The sequence below is a fragment of the Paraburkholderia phenoliruptrix genome, from assembly GCF_047325075.1.
In the GTDB taxonomy this organism is placed as follows: Bacteria; Pseudomonadota; Gammaproteobacteria; order Burkholderiales; family Burkholderiaceae; genus Paraburkholderia; species Paraburkholderia phenoliruptrix.
The window spans coordinates 1,136,434-1,152,758 of the sequence record NZ_CP168530.1; the positions used below are offsets into that span (position 1 = coordinate 1,136,434).

Sequence of the window (16,325 nt, forward strand, 5' to 3'; positions counted from 1 at the left end):
GCATTCGCGCCGCATTACAATAGCGCCGTTCAGTTGTTTTTTGCGGGTACTTTTCCCTATGACCTACTGCGTAGCGATGACCGTCGACGAAGGTCTCGTGTTTCTTTCCGACACGAGGACCAACGCGGGCGTCGATCACATCAGCACCGCGCGCAAGATGTCGGTGTTCGAGCAGCCCGGCGAGCGCATGCTCGTGCTGCTGGGCGCGGGCAATCTGTCGCTCACGCAAGCCGTGCTGCACGAACTGTCGGAGCCGGCGGATGCCGCGAAGCCCACGCTGTGGACCGCGCCGACCATGGCGGACGCGGCGCGCGTGATCGGCGAGGCGGTGCGTTCGGTGCATCAGCGGGAGGCGGCGGCGCTGCAGGAATTCGGCGTCGACTTCAATTGCAGCTTCATTCTCGGCGGACAGATCGCCGGGAACCGGCCGCGTCTCTTCATGATTTATGCGGCGGGCAATTTCATCGAGGCGTCGGCGGTGAATCCGTACTTCCAGATCGGCGAGGCGAAGTACGGCAAGCCGATCATCGACCGGGTGCTGACACCGTCCACGCCGCTCGACGAAGCCGCAAAATGCGCGCTCATCTCCATGGACTCGACGCTGCGCTCGAACCTCTCGGTGGGGTTGCCGCTCGACTTGCTGGTCTACGAGAAAGACTCGCTGCGCGTCACGCGCTTCGTCTCGATCGATCACGACAATGCTTACTTCGAGATGATTCATCGCACGTGGGGCGAGCGGCTGCGTCAGGTGTTCGGCGAGATTCCGGATCCCGACTGGCAGGCGTCGCCCGAAGTGCCGACGCTGCAGCGCGAGCGGGCGCTGGTGCTGTACCGCGCGCCGGTGGGCGCGGACGGCATCGAACATGAACTCGATATGAAACCGGCGCAGACGCTGGCCCAGGCGGACAAGGGCAAGGCGCAGCGGCGGTAGGTGTTTGGGTGTCTGCTGTGGGTGGGGAGCGCCGCGTCGCCGGCGGGCCGAACACCCTGCATCGGGAAAATGAAGGTCGCCATGAACCCCGCGCGGGGTGAGTCGGCGGCCTTATTTTTTGGGCGCGATCTGACTGTTCGTCGCTGCTGGGCCGCATGAGCCGCATGCTACGGACGAAAAAAAACCAGCCACCGGCTTCACGCCCGTGGCTGGTTTCGAACTGCGTAAGCTTCAGCAGTCCGTCAAGTCCAATTAGAACTTGTGGCGGATACCCAGGCTGACCACTTCTTGCGAGCTGGAAGCCGAGTTGTAGCCGTACGAACCGACTGCTGCGCCTGCGCTGACCAGTGCACCGTTCGAAGCACGCTGATCGCCGCTTGCGTGCTGGTATGCGCCGACCAGGTAGATGTCCGTGCGCTTCGACAGGTTGTAGTCGCCGCCCAGCGAGACCTGGTGGTACGTTGCGCTCGCGTCGCCGCTAGCCTTCGTGTAGATGTAGCCCACGCCAACCAGCAGTGCCGGCGTTGCCTGGTAGCCCAGGTACGCGCCTGCGACGTTGTACTTCTCGGTCGAACCGAAGCCCGACTGTGCGTCCGGCTTGTACTGCGCGTTGCTGTAACGCACGTTGGCCGTGAACGGGCCCGCGACGTATTGAACAGCAACCGAAGCGATGCCGATCGACTTGGCGGCGGCGTACGGGTTGATCTGGTTGTCGAACGTGCCGTCAGACGTGCTCGTCGCACCCCAGCCTGCACGGGTCGGCGCTGCGGTGTGCGGGTTTTCTGCGCGGAAGTAGCCGGCAGCAATGCTGAACGGACCCGTTGCATACGTTGCCGCGCCCGACCACGTTTGACCTGCGCCCGTGGAGCCAGCGATGCCGCCGAATGCGTACATGCCTTCGAACTGGAAGCCGCCCCACACCGGCGAGGTGTACTTGACAGCGTTGTTCGTGCGCGACGAGTTGTCGTTGTTGTCCACGTCGCCCGGCGTCGTGAACGTCGAACCGAAGTAGTTGTCTGCCGTCAGCGGCTGGACCAGGTCGACGACCGGGTCATACTGGCGACCCAGCGTGACCGTACCCCACTGGTCACCGGTCAAACCGACATATGCCTGACGACCGAACATACGACCGCCCTGGTTCAGACGGCCGGTATTCGGATCAAAGCCGTTTTCCAACTGGAACAGCGCCTTCAGACCGCCGCCCAGATCTTCCGTGCCCTTCAAGCCCCAACGGCTGCCTTGCAGGTTGCCGGCGGCCAGGCCGAGCTGGTTCTTGTTCGCGCCCGTCGCGTCGACGGTGTTGTGCGCAAACTGGATCGATTCATCGATCAAGCCGTACAGGGTCACGCTGCTTTGAGCGTGTGCGACGCCGGTAGCGCCGAGAAGCGCCAGCGAGAGGGTAGACAGTGCGATTCGTTTCATCCATTTCTCCACGCAGATGATTAGTTTACTTGTTGCGGAAAGGAGAATAGCTCACCGCGTCAATCGGTAAGAACTGGAAAAAAAAGAGTGTCGCCAAAAACTGACAATCGGCGCAAAGCCTTGTATTTACAGCCTGTTGGCCATTGTTTCCGTTTTTGCAATATTGTTTCGTTGCATTCGCATTATTGTTGTTTTGTTGACGACGAACGTTTCCGCTGATGTCCTTTTGGCATTAATTTGTAAGCTGAGAGTAAGGAACTCGTCTAGCGAACGCGGCGTCGCCCGCCACCTGTTCGGGCAGCGCGATGCGGATTGACCGAAAAGCGGACTAGACAGGTCTCAGGGATTGTGATCCACGCGCACCAATAAGGTGCGGCCGTTCGCCGCTCTCTATCTGGCCGGAGTGTCCTCGTCGCGCGCGTGCCGCGCCATGCTCGCTGCCGCGAGGCCCGCGGCGGCGGCGAGGGCGACAGACTTCCACGGGTGCGCGCGCACGTAGCGATTCGCGGCGGCCGCTTTGCGGCTGGCGCCCAGCAGCGTCACCGCGGCGAGATGCGTCGCTTCGGCTTCAGCGGAAATCACCGAGCGTCCGACCTTGAGCGCGGTCGCCGCGACCGACGCTTTGTCTCGCGCTCGCGGCCGCCGCCTGCCAAAAGCAGATGACCCGGCGCGGTGGTCCGCGGAGAACGCGGCGCCGATCCCGGCGCGTTGCGCGTGGTCTTCGGCACCGAACGCGTACTCTTTCGCGTGCAACGCCGCACTCGCCGGAACCGTCGACGCCGCCAGCACCGACGCGAGCTTGGCGCGGCTCCCCGGCGGCGAATCGCTCTGGATGCCCCAGCCGCCGCGCGGATCGTTGAGCCGGCCGCGGGCCGCCGAAAATTCCGCGCCGAGCAGCAGCACCGCAGCCGAGAAATACAGCCACATGAGCAGCACCGCGAGCGATCCCGCCGCGCCGAACGAACTGGCCATGCCCGCGTGCGCGAGGTACAGCGCAAACAGCTTCTTGCCCGCCGAAAACAGCACGGCTGCCACCACGCCGCCGACGAGCGCATCGCGCCAGCGCACGCTCGCGTCGGGTAGGAACTTGAGCAGGCCGGCAAACGCAAACGCGAGCACCAGCAGGCCCACGCCGAGCTGCAACAGATTGCCGATCACCACATAAGGCGAGTCGCCCCACAGCCATTTGCCGATAAAGGTAATCACCGTGTCCAGCACGAGCGAAACGATCAGCAGAAACGCGACGCCGAGCACGAGTCCGAACGAAATCAGCCGCACGCGCACGAGCGCGATGACGCTGGAGGTGCGCGGTCCGCTGTACGGCCACACGACGTTGAGCGCGCTGTTCAGCGATGAAAACGTGGCCGACGCGCCGATCGCCAGCATCGTGAACGAGATGATGGCCGCGATGCCGCCCGCGCTGCCGCTGTGATGCGCGTTCTCGACAATGGTCTGCACGCCCGCTGCCGCCTGGTCGCCGAGCAGCCCGTGGATGTGGTCGAACAGTTCGCCGCGCGCGGCCTCGGCACCGAAGAACCAGCCGGCCACCGCAATCACCATGACGAGTGTCGGCGCAAGAGAAAACGCGGCGTAAAACGCGATGCTCGCCGCCATCGCGGAGCAGCGGTCGTCGGAAAACTTCCTGAGTGCTCCGATTGCCCAGTTCGCCTGCGCGCGCGCCACGTGCTGGAGGTTTTCTGCGGAAAGCGTGTCGATGTCCATGGTCGAAGTCTCGATGGGTACGGGCGCCGGTCGGCATGCGCGAGCCGCTCAGCCGGACGCAGCCTTCGTATCGCTGACTTTCGCAAAGCTTGTGCCTGTGACTATAGCAAGTGCGCCCCGCCCGGCGCCGCGCGCGTGCCGCTAGAATGCGAAGGCTCTTCTCATCGTTTCCACTATCCGCCATGCATTCGCACGAAGCCCTGAAGCAGTTGGACGTGATTCCCGCCGAAGAACTCGCCGCGTCGTTGCCGGCGCCTGTGCTCGCGCAACTTCCGCAGCAGGGCGTCACGGTTTTCTCCGTCACCGACGACGCTTCGGACACCGCCGCCTTCAGCGCGCGTTACGGCTTCGGTCTGGAAGACTGCGCGAATACGATCGTGGTGCGCTACAAGAAAGACGGCGGCGAGCACTACGCGGCGCTCGTTTCGCTCGGCTCGTTGCGGCTCGACATCAACGGCGCGGTCAAGGCGGCGCTCGGCGCGCAGCGGCTCTCGTTCGCGAAGCGCGAGGTCGCGGTCGAACTGAGCGGAATGGAGTTCGGCGGCATTACGGCTTTCGGCTTGCCGGATGGCTGGCGCATTCTCGTGGATGCGGCCGTGATGGAGCGCGCACAGATTGTGATGGGAGCCGGCGTCCGCGCAGCCAAGCTGCTGCTCGCGCCGGACGTGCTGCGCCAGTGGCCGCGCTGCGAGATTGCCGAGATGACGCTCCCGGCCGAGTGACTGCCGCCGGTCGGAGAGGCGAGGCGCGGTTGCCACGCGGTCCGCGAGGCGGCCGCGCGGCTTCGAGCAAGATCAGATGATCAACGCTCAGATGACGAGGCGCGACACCTTCGTGCCTTCCAGAGACACTCCGGCCATCAGCCCGCCGTTCGTCAACACGAACGCCTCGACGGGGCTCGTCGCCGTCGACGTATCGATCGCGCCATTCGCGCCGACCTTGAGCACCGCGACGGTTGCGTCGGCGCCCGCTGCCCAGCCTTGGCTATTGAGGAATTTGTCGAGCGCTTCCTGCGTCATGAACAGGAAAATCAGCGCCTTCGACTGCGCGCCGATCTGCAAGCCGAACGATCCTGCCACGGTGCTGTAGTAGCCGGTCGTGCGACCGCCCACGCGCAGCGCGCCTTCGCCGTATTGGCCGCCGACCCAGAAGCCCGCCGAAATCACCGACGGGAACACCAGCACACCGCGCGCTTTGGCCACGAGTTCGCGCGAGCCGCCGACATTCGCGTACAGACGCGAAAGCGTGGAGTCGACTCCGGCGTTAATCGTGTCGCGCTTGTTGGCGTTGGCGGACGCCGACGCGTTCGAAGACGAGGACGTGGTGGTGCAACCGGCGAGGCCGAGCCCCGCGGTTGCGAAAGCCGCGCCGGCCGTCGTGATGAATTGTCGTCTGCGCATGATAGTTGTCCTTTTACGTTTATCGAGGCGGTTTTTCTTTATCGATCAAAAGGGTAATGCCGTGACACCGGCCCATAAGGACCGGGGTCAATGATAGAGCAGCATGTGCCGTGCCTGACCCCATGCTGCCCGCGCAGAGTGGCATGAATGCATGGGAGGCGAGGAATCCGCGCGGGCGAGCGGCGCGGCTTCCTCAATGATCGCCGTTACATGGCGGGACGAATGTTCTGGTTATGACGGAAGACGTTATGCGGATCGTAGCGGCTCTTCACGGCGACGAGCCGTTCGTAGTTCGGGCCGTATGCATCGGCTACGCGGCCGCCTTCTTCCTGGGTCATGAAGTTCACGTAGACGCTGCCGAGCGAGAAGGGCGCCGCGGCGTCGAAAAATGCGCGAGCCCAGCCGATGCAACGATCGTCGTCGGCGGGATCTTCCCAGCGGCCATGCACGTTCATCGCGTAGTGCGTATCGCGGCTCGAATAAGCGGTCGCGTTCACGGGCACGCGCTGCGTTTGGCCGCCGATCTGGCCGAAGAAAATCTCGCACTGCGGCGAAGGCAGATTCTCGATCGACTGAAGCAGTGCGTCGATGAGGCCGTCGTCGATGCCGGCAAGATTGTGCGACTTCCAGTAGTTGCGCGATCCGGGCGTGAGCAGCGGGTCGAACGCCTGCTGCCACGCCACGAACGGCATTTCGCCGAGATGTTCGCCGACCGGCGTGCCGAACGTCTTCACTTGCGCGACCGCCGAAGGACCGTTGGCGGTCGGTCCCGTGTAGCAGTTCGCGAAGATGATGACCGGCTGACCGTGGACGTCGGCGGGCAGGAACGGCAGCGGCGGCGCGAGCCGCAGCACCGCCCACACGGAGAGATCGTCGGGCATTTGCGTGGATGCCGCGCGATATTTGACGAGCGCGTCCCTTGCCTGAGCGAGCGGAAAAACGACGAGGCCGCCGTACACCATCGGTCCGACCGGATGCAGCGCAAACTCGAACGAAGTGACGACGCCGAAGTTGCCGCCGCCGCCGCGAATGGCCCAGAACAGATCTTCGTTCGATTCGGCGCTGGCGCGAAGCAATTCGCCCTCGGCCGTGACGACGTCGGCGGAGATCAGATTGTCGACCGTCATGCCGTATTTGCGGCTCAGCCACCCAAAGCCGCCGCCAAGCGTCAAGCCCGCCACGCCGGTGGTCGAATTGATGCCGAGCGGCGTCGCGAGCCCGAAGGCCTGCGCTTCATGATCGAAGTCCGCGAGCGTCGCGCCCGGTTCGACATACGCGCGTCTTGCCACGGGGTCGATCCGCACCGACTTCATCCGCGAGAAATCCATCACGAGGCCGTCTTCGCACAGCGCGCTGCCGGCAATGTTATGGCCGCCGCCGCGCACGGCGAGCGGCAGATTGTTCGCGCGCGCGAAGGCGATGCCGCGGCGCACGTCGGCGACTCCCGCGCAGCGCAGGATCATCGCCGGGCGGCGGTCGATCATCGCATTCCAGATGCTGCGCGCTTCGTTGAAGCCGGCGTCTTCGGGCAGCACCAGCTGCCCGCGTATAGCGGCTTTGAGTTCTTCTATGGCGCTGCTCGACACGTGTGCCATGGCTTGTCTCCAGGGTGTTGTGAGGGCGCTCTCCGAGCACCGTTGACTGACCGAAGCAGACCGAAAGATTGTTGACAGACTGATTCAGCGTCCAGTAAACGGGGCGGCTGCGCGCAGTCAAACACACGTAAACCCGCGTGCGGCTCGCTGCGCGCCGCGAGGCCCGCGCGGTGGGCTTGTGAGAGCCCGGCCGTCAAATAGTGCGGCGCCGGGCGCGGGCAATGATGCATGCGCTTGCGGAAAAGATCGCGTGCGAATGTGTTGGCTGGCCGCAAATCCGCATGGTTTGTTGCGACTGGTATGAGGAAAACGCGCTGCCGTGCGGGGTACCACTGCCTAGCGCGGCACTTGAACGATCTTGTCTTGAGCCACGACGAAAACCCTTTCTCCCTTCGTAAGGCCGTCGTTGCGGGCGCCGCCGGTAAAGCTGCCGAATGCCGGCAGCACGCCGCATTGCGCGCCGAAACGAAAGCATGGCACGCGGACGGAGTCGTGACGCGTGGCGATCCGATACACGGGATGCAGATGGCCGGCGAGTGCATACGCACCGTCCACGGTCTGCGGGTGATGACACAGCGCCCACGGTCCGATGCGCCACGGCTCCTGCACATAATCGACGCGAAGTGCATCGGGTAAGGCGCCCGCGTGCCGGTCATGATTGCCTTCCACTAGCACGATCCGCAAACTCGCGTGCCGCGCGCGCCAGACGTGCAGCGCATCGAGCGTTTCTTCGGCGTGCGCCTCGCGCGCATGTAGCAGGTCACCGAGAAAGACCAGCATGGCCGGTTCGAATTCGGCGATGAGTATGTCGAGGCGCATCAGGTTGTCCGCCGTGGACCCCACCGGCACCGGGACGCCGCGCGCACGGAATACCGCGTCCTTGCCGAAATGCGCATCGGCGACGAGCAGGCAGCGCAGCGCGGGATCGAAGGCGGCGCGCAAAGTCGACAGGACAAGCGCGTGGCCCGCAATATCGACCGGCAGCGCAGCGGGCTTCATGCGCGGGCCGCCTTTTCCAGTTCCGCGAGCATCCGCTCCACGCGATCCGCGAGCTTTTCCGTGCTGACTTTCTCGCGCAGCCGTCCGACGATGAGCGGAAACGCAAACGGAGTCGGTTTTTTCGGCTGCGTGAGAACGAGGCGGCTTGCGTTCATCCGCTGCAGCGCGGTGCGAATGCGTTTGGCGTCGAGTTCCTGCAGCAGCACCTCCGCGTCCGCCTGGTCGAGTAACAGATTGCCGCTGTCGTGATTGCGGAATATTTCGTAGAAAAGGCCGCTCGACGCCTGCAATTGCCGCGCGCTCTTCTGCTGTCCGGGATGCCCCTGAAACACGAGTCCGGACACGCGCGCAATTTCGCGGAAGCGGCGCCTCGATAATTCCGAAGAATTCAGGCTGGCGAGAATGTCGCGATCCAGTTCTTCCGCCGAGAGCAACCCGCGCTGCAATTCCGCGGCCCAGTCGAATGGTTGCGCGGACAACAACTCGAAACCATAGTCGTTCATGGAAATGGAAAAAGTACCCGGCTTTTCTCGCGCGACTCTCCATGCAAGCAACGCGCCCAGACCGATATGTGCGGTTCGCCCTGCAAATGGATAACAGAAGAAGTGATGGCCTTCGCGGGTTTTGAGTATTTCGGCGACAAGCACACCGGGCTCCGGCAACGCCGACCATTTCTTCTGCAATTCGAGCAGCGGCCGGACCGCGCGCATTTCCGGTTCGTCATAGATGCCGCCGGCGGCGCGCGCCAGCATCGTCAAGGTCGCTTCCGCGAGTTCGGAGGAGAGCGGCATGCGGCTGCCGGCCCATTGCGGCATCGCGCCGCGCGCGGACGTCGCGCGTTTCACCCACGCGGTCATGTCCTGCACGCGAATCAATTCGAGCGCGCGTCCGCCGAAGGTGAAAATATCGCCCGGTTTCAGGCGTGAAATGAACGACTCCTCGATTGCGCCGATGCGCCCGCCCGCCAGATAGGCGACATTGAGCGTGCCGTTCGCGACGATGGTGCCGACGTTGTTGCGATGCCGGCGCACCAGGTCTTCGCGGGGCACGCGGTACATGCCGTCGTTTTCGCGCACCACGCGGTGGTAGTCCGGATACGCGCGCAGCGCGGTGCCGCCGCCTTCCACGAAGCCCAACGCCCAGTCGAATTCCTGCTGCGTCAGATTGCGGTACGCGTAGGCGCTGCGAACTTCGTCATAGAGCGCGCGCGCCTCGAAGCCTCCGCCGATGGCGACCGTCACCAGATGCTGGACCAGAACGTCGAACGGTTTCTCAGGCGTGTCTCGGCCCTCTATTTGCCGCTTGTCGACCGCTTCGCGCGCGGCCGCCGCTTCGACGAGTTCTAGCGCGTGCGTGGGCACGATCGTCACGCGCGACGGCCGGCCGGGCGCATGGCCTGAGCGGCCCGCACGCTGCATCAAACGCGCGACGCCTTTCGGCGAGCCGATCTGGAAGACGCGTTCAACCGGCAAAAAGTCGACGCCGAGGTCCAGACTCGATGTGCACACAACCACTTTCAGGAGGCCGCTCTTCAGGCCGCGCTCGACCCACTCGCGCACTTCCTGATCGAGCGAGCCGTGATGCAAAGCGATCGCGCCGGCCCAGTCGGGCCGCGCTTCGAGCAGCGCCTGATACCAGACTTCGCATTGCGAGCGCGTGTTGGTGAATACGAGCGAGGTGCGCGCCTCGCCGATCGCAGCGGCCACGGCCGCGACCTGGCGCATGCCCATATGACCGCCCCATGGGAACCGCTCGATGGTTTCCGGAATGACCGTATCGACGATCAACGCTTTCGGCAACTTGCCGTGCACGCTCACGCGCGGGGTCCTGACCGGCGCGAGCAGTACCTCGGCTGCGAAGGCAAGATTGCCGAGCGTCGCCGACAAACCCCACGCCTGCAAGCCGGGCTGCCAGTGCGCGAGCCGCGCGAGCGCCAGTTGGGTCTGCGTGCCGCGCTTGTTGCCGAGCAGCTCGTGCCATTCGTCGACAATCACAAGTCTCACATGGGAGAGCACGTCGCGCGCATCGGGCCTTGTGAGGACGAGCGTCAGGCTCTCGGGCGTCGTAATCAGCGCAGACGGCATGCGCCGGTTCTGGCGCGCGCGTTCGGCCGGGGAGGTGTCGCCGGTTCGCAAGCCGACTGTCCACGGCACGGCCAGTTCGATGGCCGAGCTTTGCAATGCGCGGGCCGTGTCGGCAGCGAGGGCGCGCATCGGCGTGATCCACAGAACCGTGAGCGGCTCGGGCTGCGTGGGTGCCGCGCGCTTGCGCATGGAGCTCGAACTCGCGCGAGACGAGCCGTTGCCGCCAAAGGCGGCGAGTGCGCCGAACCACACGGCCCACGTCTTGCCCGCGCCCGTGGTTGCATGCAGCAAGCCGCTCGCGCCTCTTTCCATGTCGCGCCAGACTTCCCGCTGGAAATCGAACGGCTGCCAGCGGCGCTGTTCGAACCACTCATGGAGCTTCGCGGCAAAAGGGCGGCGCGCCGCTTCTTCGTCGATCACGAACGGCTGCGGCTCGAAGGCCGGCTCGCGAGCGTCGAGGCGCGCCTGCTGCTCGCGACTGAGCGGAATGCGTCGCGGCCGGGGCGCGCGGCGCCGCTCGGGCGCGGCCCCAGGCGGCGCAACGTCCTGTTTGTCGGGATCGACGGGTTCGTTCATTGACAAGCGCTGGTTAGCATCGGATCAGGCGGCCGGCGATTTGTGGCTGTGCATTTCCTAATGGACTCTGCGCGCAAGGCGCTGGTTCACCAAATCTCGCTGACACGCGGGAGCGGTCCGTGTTTAAATGCCGAGGCTTCAAACGGCACCTGGCCCAGCCGTCACCGACGGCGGTCCACACGGGCGCTCGGCAACCACTTGGCACTCAACCGGCGGTTCGATTCATAACGGAGTTTACGTGGATAACAAGCTCGCAGCGTTGCCTCGCGTGACCCTGCCAATCGCGGCCGCTCAGGCGCAGCCGGTTTGCGGCGATGTAACAGCGAACCTCGCGAAGACGGTCGAATTGACCGGTGTTGCCGCCGACCGCGGCGCCAGACTGGTGGTTTTTCCCGAGAAATTCCTGAGCGGCTACGAGCCCGGGCTGATTGCCGGCGACCCCGCAAGGTATGCATTCGAGGCGTCCGATGCGCGCCTCGATCCGATCCGCGAGGTGTGTCGCCGCCGCGGCATTTCCGTCGTCGTGGGCGCGGCCACGCGCACAGCGCACGGGCTGCATATTTCCTCGCTCGTATTCGATCGCCGCGGTGAGGACGTCGAGCCCTATCACAAGCAGTATCTATATAGAAGCGAAGCGGAAATCTACCGGCCGGGCACGCGAGGCTGCATCCTCGAACTCGACGGATGGCGGCTCGCGCTCGGCGTGTGTTATGACTCGGGCTTTCCCGAGCACGCGCGCAACGTGGCTATCGACGGTGCGCACGCTTATCTCGTGAGCGGGCTCTTCAGCGTCAAGTCCGGCTATCACCAGTCGCGCATCTGGTTCCCGGCGCGGGCGTTCGACAACACGCTATACGTATTGCTCTCAAATCACGTCGGCACGACGGGCGGCTGGGACACCTGTGGGGCGAGCGCGATCTGGAGTCCCTATGGCGATGTGATCGCGCAGGCCAGCCGCGAGCGCGAAGAAGTGATCACCGCACTGCTCGACCCCGTGGCGCTGGCCGAGGTCCGCGAACGCGAAACGGCACTCGCCGATTTCGTCGCGCGCGGCGATACCGGCGCGGGCGACGTTTCCGTACGGCGGCTCGATTGACGGCGCGCGACTAGCGTTGCGCTAGAATGAGCTGTACTACCCATCTGGAGGCCCGTTTTGAAATCTATCGCTGCTTTGCTCGCTGCTACTGTTCTCTCCTCGACGGCAATGGCTGCCGCTTCCACGGAGAAGCTGCCTTCGGGCGTCGTTGTCGAGCATCTGGTGCAGGGAACCGGCGCGCAGCCGGCCGCCACCGATGTCGTCAAGGTCAATTATCGCGGCACGCTTGCAAACGGCACTGAATTCGACGCGTCCGCGAAGCACGGGGGTCCGGCAACGTTTCCGTTGAACCGTGTGATTCCGTGCTGGACTCAAGGGGTCCAGACCATGAAGGTGGGCGGCAAGGCCAAACTGACGTGCCCGGCTGCCACCGCTTACGGCAGCCGCGCCGTGGGCACCATTCCGCCGAACAGCGACTTGACGTTCGAAGTCGAGCTGATCGACATCGTCAAATAAGGCGGCGCAACGTGCGCTGAAACGCAACCCCGCTCCGGATAACGCAGCGGGGTTTTTTTATGGCATTGCACCGGCAGCCAGCCGGATCGGGGAAGGAATAAAACGGTAGGGCATTGCGTTCGTCTTCAATAAGAGATCTTTTTAATTCGCCGCCCGCCCGCTCGTTGACCAATGATGTTGTTGTCATTCATCGTGCATGAGGAGCGTCTGCCATGAATATCGACTTTCATTACGGCGTGGTTTATATCGTCGCGCGAGTGGGTGGAATGACGCCTGCTCAGGCGCTGACCGTCGCCCATGCTTGCCAGTATGTCGATGACGCAACCACGCCGGGCATCCTGCGCTTCGAGGGTGGCGAAACGTTCGAGCGCTTCGCCACCGCACACAAGACGTTCGACTACGCCAACACCGAAAACGACCAGAACCGGCTCGTGTGGGCGCCGTTTCATTTCCTGCCTGCCGGCGAGGGCGCGACACTCGACGAAAAGGCCGTGTGCCGGGCGGACAGCGCAGTGGCGCGTGAGGTGGTGCGGCGCGCCATCCGGCAGCGGGGCACGGACACGGGCTTGCATCGTCTCGGCGTGACGCTGCATACGTATGTGGATACGTGGGCGCATCAGGGGTTCGCCGGCATCGAAAGTCCGGGCAATCGGGTTCATTCTCTCGAAGCGCAAGATTGCACCCGCACCGGCTGGCTCGAGAACCTCACGCTCGCGATGCAGCACCTGATCCAGCACGTGGAGGAAGACGTGCTGACCCTCGCACTTCCTGTTGGCCACGGCGCCGCGTTGCACTATCCGGATCAGCCGTGGGCGAAATGGCATTACATCGACGGCAGGAATATGTTCATACAGAGGCATAACTTGCCAGAGTTCGTCGAGGCTGCTGATATGGCGTGCCGCGCGGTGCGGGCCTACGTGGCCGGGCGCGAAGATTTCGAAAACGAAGAAGGAATGCCGGCCCATGTGAAAACGGTGCTGACCGACTTGCTCGATAACAACCGGATCATGGACGACAACGAGCGCTTGCGCGCGATCTGCGAATTCGTCAAAGAGGGCGGTATTCCCGGCCTGAAAGAGCCGATTCCGGACTATGTGCCGAAAGGAGTCGGCTCATGGAAGTACAAGGCCACCGGTCTTCGCGCGGAAGACGATTCCGGCGACAGGCCGGTATGGACTGAGGCATTCGAGAAGAGCGACTACCGGCTCTTTCACGACGCGGTAAAACAGCACCGTTTCGTGACGACTCAAGAAGTTCTGCCGGCTTACGGTCTGCGAATTGCGTGACACGTTGGGCGCGGCACATTCGCGTGAAGGTGGAAACCGCACGATTGCCGGCCAACGCCGCGTTAAGAAAAGAACTGGAAAAGCTTTGAATCTCCCAATGCTTGCCTATAGTAGAAGCGGCTATTGCCGCAGCGCGGGGTAGCCAACTTCTCTCCATACCGGCGACGGGGAACGGACATGACGCCATCGAATGCTGCGATCTATCAGGCTCAGAGTTGCACACCCGAGTCGTTGAGAACGCTGGCGGCCTACCTGGAACGGGCGCTCGACGAAGGCGAAAGCGTCGTTCTGATGAGAATAGGGGCGCACGTGCGCAGCGTTTATGTCGGCGATCCGTCCGGCTCGCTGGAAGATCTGCGCGACGAGGGTGTGGTACGGGCGCAGTTAGCCGACGAGATTCTTGCGCTGACCCGAATAGGGCTCAACCGTATTACCGCCGACGACCAGCAGTACCGCTTCTTGCGCAGCGTCAGATACATTGCCGATCGTCAGGTTGTCGTTTTTACGCCGACCTGAGCTAGGGCGAAACAATCGGAAAGATGTGGGAGAAGCGAATAGGTCAGAAAGAAGTACAAAGAAGCAGCGCGATAGCGAGAGCAGAAAAAGAAGGCGAGAAAGGGCGCAAAAGAGGCGAAAAAAAAGGCGAAAAAGGAAAAGGCCAGACAGGGAACAAAGGCGCGCAAAAGGCAGTCTTTCAACTGCATCAAAGAAAAATTTCGTACTCCAGCACGCATAGAACAAACAGATTGGGGTTTTTACGGCCGGCCGGGTATGCCCTTCTCGCGCTATTCATGGCATAGTTCGATCGATTACCACATAAGGAGCAATTCAATGCCCACGTTAGAGCAGATCCAGGCAAAGCTTAAGAAGCTCCAGGCACAAGCTGACGCCCTTATTGCAAGGAAAGCGCAAATCGCAATCGACCAGATTCGCGAGTTGATGCTCAAGCACGGCCTGACCACCGCGGACATCGAAGCACAAGCCAAAGCGCGCCGCGCAGCCAAAGGCCTGAATGGTAATGCCGCGAGCGGCAAATTGAAGCCCACTGCGGCCGGACAGAAGATACCGAAGTACCGCGACCATAAAACGGGCGCGACGTGGACTGGACATGGCCGTGCGCCCGGCTGGATTGCCGGTGCAAAAGACCGCAGCGTGTTTCTCATTGACGGCGCGAGCGAATCCAGGCCGTCTGCAAGCGGTGTCGCGACTCGCGCGAAACGCAAAGGTCAGCCGAAAGGCGCGCAACCGCCCAAGTATCGCGACCCCGCCACCGGCGCAACGTGGAGCGGACGCGGTCCGGCGCCTCGCTGGCTCGCAGCGGTGAAAGACCGCACCAGGTTCCTGATCGACGGCAAAGCGACGTCCGCGGCCGCGAGCGGCGCGGTCAGCAAGAAAGCTGCCGCAAAAAAAGTGGTGGCGAAAAAGACCACGGCACGCAGCCAATCGGCGGCGACTAAAAAGGCTGTCGTCAAGCCCGCTGCAAAGAAAGCTGCGGCGCGAAAAGTCACCGCGAAGAAAGCCGCAGCAAAAGCGCCCGGCCGCAAGAAAGCCGCAGCTTCTGAATTGACAACGAGCGCGGCGGCACCGCTGGCGTCAACGGCAGCGAGCGCATAAGCGTACGGGAATAGCGAAGTACATGACGAGCGCGCTCGAATCGTCCCAGCAGGAGGATCAGGTTCTCCTGCTGGACTCAATTCCTCATCCGGCAGCCGACGCTGCCGAACCATTCATTGTCGCCAGCGACCGTCGCGTGATTCTCGCGTATCCAATCGCGGAGTCCGACTTCGAGCGATACGGTCCGTTCGATCCCGACGACGATCCCTTCTGCGCAGTGCTATTTCCCGACACGGTGTTTCATCGGCTAGGGCCGCCGGGGGAGCGTGATCTGGAGATTCATCCGCTCGCGTCGCAAGGTCTCACCGCATATTCGGCCCATGAGGTGACGCATTCTTCTCTGGTGGATGAGCTTGCCGCAGTGTCATCCACGGAATCTGCAAGACGCCATTTCGTCATTACGTTTCTGGAAGCCACCTTCGAGTGCATTGCGTCGGATTACACCGTGGTGGGCATCTATGGCGCAGCCGACATAGCGAGCCGCGAGGCGTTTGCCTTGGTACGATAGCCCCGTTCGATATGGCGCATGACGCTTGCCGTGAGCTAGTTGCCCGGATCGACTACTGGCCGGTCCGGGTCCGCCAGCGTTTTATAGGGTAGTTGGGCGGCACGCGGGTTGGTTGTGGTGTCATCGATCACGCGTTCGACGTCCGCAGTTTTGGCGAGTTCTTGAAGGAATGCCTGCTTGTCGAAGCCGGGCGCTACACAGCCTTGCACATAAATGAACCGGCGTTGCAGCGTGAGCCACAGTGTCGACTGTTCCCGCCAGTGCATGGCGGCATTGATATTGGCGAGACGCCGCTGCACGGCTTCGGCAATTTCCGTATCGTACAGGTAAGCGTTGGATAAACGGCAACGGCCCTCTATCCAGCAGCTGTTGCCGCGTTCAATGCGGTAATGACTGTCGGCGAGCCATTCCGCTTCGGTTTCGAGTGGGCCGAGCGGCACGGGGCACGCGTCAATCGCTTTCGAGATCTGGAAGAATGGATCGTGTCCGCGATTCGTTCGCTGTTCGTCGCCGTGAGCCGGAAAAACAGCTGAAAGCAGCGACACGCATAGACATAAAGCGGCACCTTTAAAGGCACTTGCTGGTCCGCACATCGATCGTCTCATTCTTATTGTCTCCACTTGTTGCCCAGCGGGA

15 protein-coding genes are annotated in these 16,325 nt (G+C 63.1%); 8 read left to right on the plus strand and 7 right to left on the minus strand.

The genetic code is table 11. From position 1 onward, the window contains the following. The first annotated feature begins 58 nt into the window (after positions 1 to 58). Positions 59 to 931 (plus strand): proteasome-type protease, encoded by an 873-nt coding sequence (locus ACEN8U_RS05065; RefSeq protein ID WP_310108455.1) that lies wholly within the window; start codon positions 59 to 61, stop codon positions 929 to 931. A gap of 252 nt (positions 932 to 1,183) precedes the next feature. On the opposite strand, the gene ACEN8U_RS05070 is transcribed toward ACEN8U_RS05065, so the two are convergent. Further along, positions 1,184 to 2,353, minus strand: coding sequence for a porin (locus ACEN8U_RS05070; protein ID WP_310108453.1), 1,170 nt, complete (start codon positions 2,351 to 2,353; stop codon positions 1,184 to 1,186). 390 nt (positions 2,354 to 2,743) lie between these two features. Beyond that, positions 2,744 to 4,075 carry a YihY/virulence factor BrkB family protein gene (locus tag ACEN8U_RS05075; RefSeq protein ID WP_310108451.1) on the minus strand — a complete coding sequence of 444 codons (1,332 nt, stop codon included), beginning with the start codon at positions 4,073 to 4,075 and terminating at the stop codon, positions 2,744 to 2,746. 182 nt (positions 4,076 to 4,257) lie between these two features. Between ACEN8U_RS05075 and ACEN8U_RS05080 the strand changes: the two genes are divergently transcribed. After that, positions 4,258 to 4,797, plus strand: coding sequence for a YbaK/EbsC family protein (locus ACEN8U_RS05080; RefSeq protein ID WP_310108449.1), 540 nt, complete (start codon positions 4,258 to 4,260; stop codon positions 4,795 to 4,797). An 87-nt stretch (positions 4,798 to 4,884) separates the two neighbouring features. Here ACEN8U_RS05080 and ACEN8U_RS05085 read toward each other — a convergent pair whose 3' ends face one another. The 4 genes from ACEN8U_RS05085 to ACEN8U_RS05100 all read right to left on the minus strand — a co-directional run bounded on the left by ACEN8U_RS05085 (position 4,885) and on the right by ACEN8U_RS05100 (position 10,729). Further along, positions 4,885 to 5,475, minus strand: coding sequence for a YSC84-related protein (locus ACEN8U_RS05085; RefSeq protein WP_013590697.1), 591 nt, complete (start codon positions 5,473 to 5,475; stop codon positions 4,885 to 4,887). Positions 5,476 to 5,681: 206 nt separating this feature from the next. Beyond that, positions 5,682 to 7,070 carry an FAD-binding oxidoreductase gene (locus ACEN8U_RS05090; protein ID WP_310108446.1) on the minus strand — a complete coding sequence of 463 codons (1,389 nt, stop codon included), beginning with the start codon at positions 7,068 to 7,070 and terminating at the stop codon, positions 5,682 to 5,684. Positions 7,071 to 7,406: 336 nt separating this feature from the next. Further along, positions 7,407 to 8,069 (minus strand): ligase-associated DNA damage response endonuclease PdeM, encoded by a 663-nt coding sequence (gene pdeM, locus ACEN8U_RS05095; protein WP_310108444.1) that lies wholly within the window; start codon positions 8,067 to 8,069, stop codon positions 7,407 to 7,409. Next, positions 8,066 to 10,729 (minus strand): ligase-associated DNA damage response DEXH box helicase, encoded by a 2,664-nt coding sequence (locus ACEN8U_RS05100; RefSeq protein ID WP_310108442.1) that lies wholly within the window; start codon positions 10,727 to 10,729, stop codon positions 8,066 to 8,068. The genes pdeM and ACEN8U_RS05100 overlap by 4 nt, the downstream gene beginning before the upstream one ends. Positions 10,730 to 10,967: 238 nt before the next feature. Here ACEN8U_RS05100 and ACEN8U_RS05105 point away from each other — a divergent pair, with 238 nt between their 5' ends. From ACEN8U_RS05105 to ACEN8U_RS05130, 6 genes are all read left to right on the plus strand, one after another. Further along, the gene (locus ACEN8U_RS05105) at positions 10,968 to 11,825 is read left to right on the plus strand and encodes a carbon-nitrogen hydrolase family protein (RefSeq protein ID WP_310108441.1); all 858 of its coding nucleotides are present in this window, start codon (positions 10,968 to 10,970) and stop codon (positions 11,823 to 11,825) included. 108 nt (positions 11,826 to 11,933) lie between these two features. After that, the gene (locus ACEN8U_RS05110; RefSeq protein WP_014972205.1) at positions 11,934 to 12,281 is read left to right on the plus strand and encodes an FKBP-type peptidyl-prolyl cis-trans isomerase; all 348 of its coding nucleotides are present in this window, start codon (positions 11,934 to 11,936) and stop codon (positions 12,279 to 12,281) included. 212 nt (positions 12,282 to 12,493) lie between these two features. Continuing rightward, positions 12,494 to 13,567, plus strand: coding sequence for a DUF6765 family protein (locus ACEN8U_RS05115; RefSeq protein ID WP_310108439.1), 1,074 nt, complete (start codon positions 12,494 to 12,496; stop codon positions 13,565 to 13,567). A 177-nt stretch (positions 13,568 to 13,744) separates the two neighbouring features. Then, positions 13,745 to 14,083 carry a hypothetical protein gene (locus ACEN8U_RS05120; RefSeq protein WP_310108438.1) on the plus strand — a complete coding sequence of 113 codons (339 nt, stop codon included), beginning with the start codon at positions 13,745 to 13,747 and terminating at the stop codon, positions 14,081 to 14,083. A gap of 315 nt (positions 14,084 to 14,398) precedes the next feature. Continuing rightward, positions 14,399 to 15,181, plus strand: a complete 783-nt coding sequence (locus tag ACEN8U_RS05125; protein ID WP_310108436.1) for an H-NS family nucleoid-associated regulatory protein — start codon at positions 14,399 to 14,401, stop codon at positions 15,179 to 15,181. A gap of 22 nt (positions 15,182 to 15,203) precedes the next feature. Then, positions 15,204 to 15,689, plus strand: a complete 486-nt coding sequence (locus ACEN8U_RS05130; protein ID WP_310108433.1) for a hypothetical protein — start codon at positions 15,204 to 15,206, stop codon at positions 15,687 to 15,689. 35 nt (positions 15,690 to 15,724) lie between these two features. Here ACEN8U_RS05130 and ACEN8U_RS05135 read toward each other — a convergent pair whose 3' ends face one another. Then, positions 15,725 to 16,294, minus strand: a complete 570-nt coding sequence (locus ACEN8U_RS05135; RefSeq protein ID WP_310108431.1) for a hypothetical protein — start codon at positions 16,292 to 16,294, stop codon at positions 15,725 to 15,727. Between the last annotated feature and the right edge of the window lie 31 nt (positions 16,295 to 16,325).

Coding starts and splice junctions, on each gene's coding strand:
- ACEN8U_RS05065 (WP_310108455.1), top strand. CDS start 59: ATGACCTACTGCGTAGCGATGACCGTCGACGAAGGTCTCGTGTTTCTT.
- ACEN8U_RS05070 (WP_310108453.1), bottom strand. CDS start 2,353: ATGAAACGAATCGCACTGTCTACCCTCTCGCTGGCGCTTCTCGGCGCT.
- ACEN8U_RS05075 (WP_310108451.1), bottom strand. CDS start 4,075: ATGGACATCGACACGCTTTCCGCAGAAAACCTCCAGCACGTGGCGCGC.
- ACEN8U_RS05080 (WP_310108449.1), top strand. CDS start 4,258: ATGCATTCGCACGAAGCCCTGAAGCAGTTGGACGTGATTCCCGCCGAA.
- ACEN8U_RS05085 (WP_013590697.1), bottom strand. CDS start 5,475: ATGCGCAGACGACAATTCATCACGACGGCCGGCGCGGCTTTCGCAACC.
- ACEN8U_RS05090 (WP_310108446.1), bottom strand. CDS start 7,070: ATGGCACACGTGTCGAGCAGCGCCATAGAAGAACTCAAAGCCGCTATA.
- pdeM (WP_310108444.1), bottom strand. CDS start 8,069: ATGAAGCCCGCTGCGCTGCCGGTCGATATTGCGGGCCACGCGCTTGTC.
- ACEN8U_RS05100 (WP_310108442.1), bottom strand. CDS start 10,729: ATGAACGAACCCGTCGATCCCGACAAACAGGACGTTGCGCCGCCTGGG.
- ACEN8U_RS05110 (WP_014972205.1), top strand. CDS start 11,934: ATGGCTGCCGCTTCCACGGAGAAGCTGCCTTCGGGCGTCGTTGTCGAG.
- ACEN8U_RS05115 (WP_310108439.1), top strand. CDS start 12,494: ATGAATATCGACTTTCATTACGGCGTGGTTTATATCGTCGCGCGAGTG.
- ACEN8U_RS05120 (WP_310108438.1), top strand. CDS start 13,745: ATGACGCCATCGAATGCTGCGATCTATCAGGCTCAGAGTTGCACACCC.
- ACEN8U_RS05125 (WP_310108436.1), top strand. CDS start 14,399: ATGCCCACGTTAGAGCAGATCCAGGCAAAGCTTAAGAAGCTCCAGGCA.
- ACEN8U_RS05130 (WP_310108433.1), top strand. CDS start 15,204: ATGACGAGCGCGCTCGAATCGTCCCAGCAGGAGGATCAGGTTCTCCTG.
- ACEN8U_RS05135 (WP_310108431.1), bottom strand. CDS start 16,294: ATGAGACGATCGATGTGCGGACCAGCAAGTGCCTTTAAAGGTGCCGCT.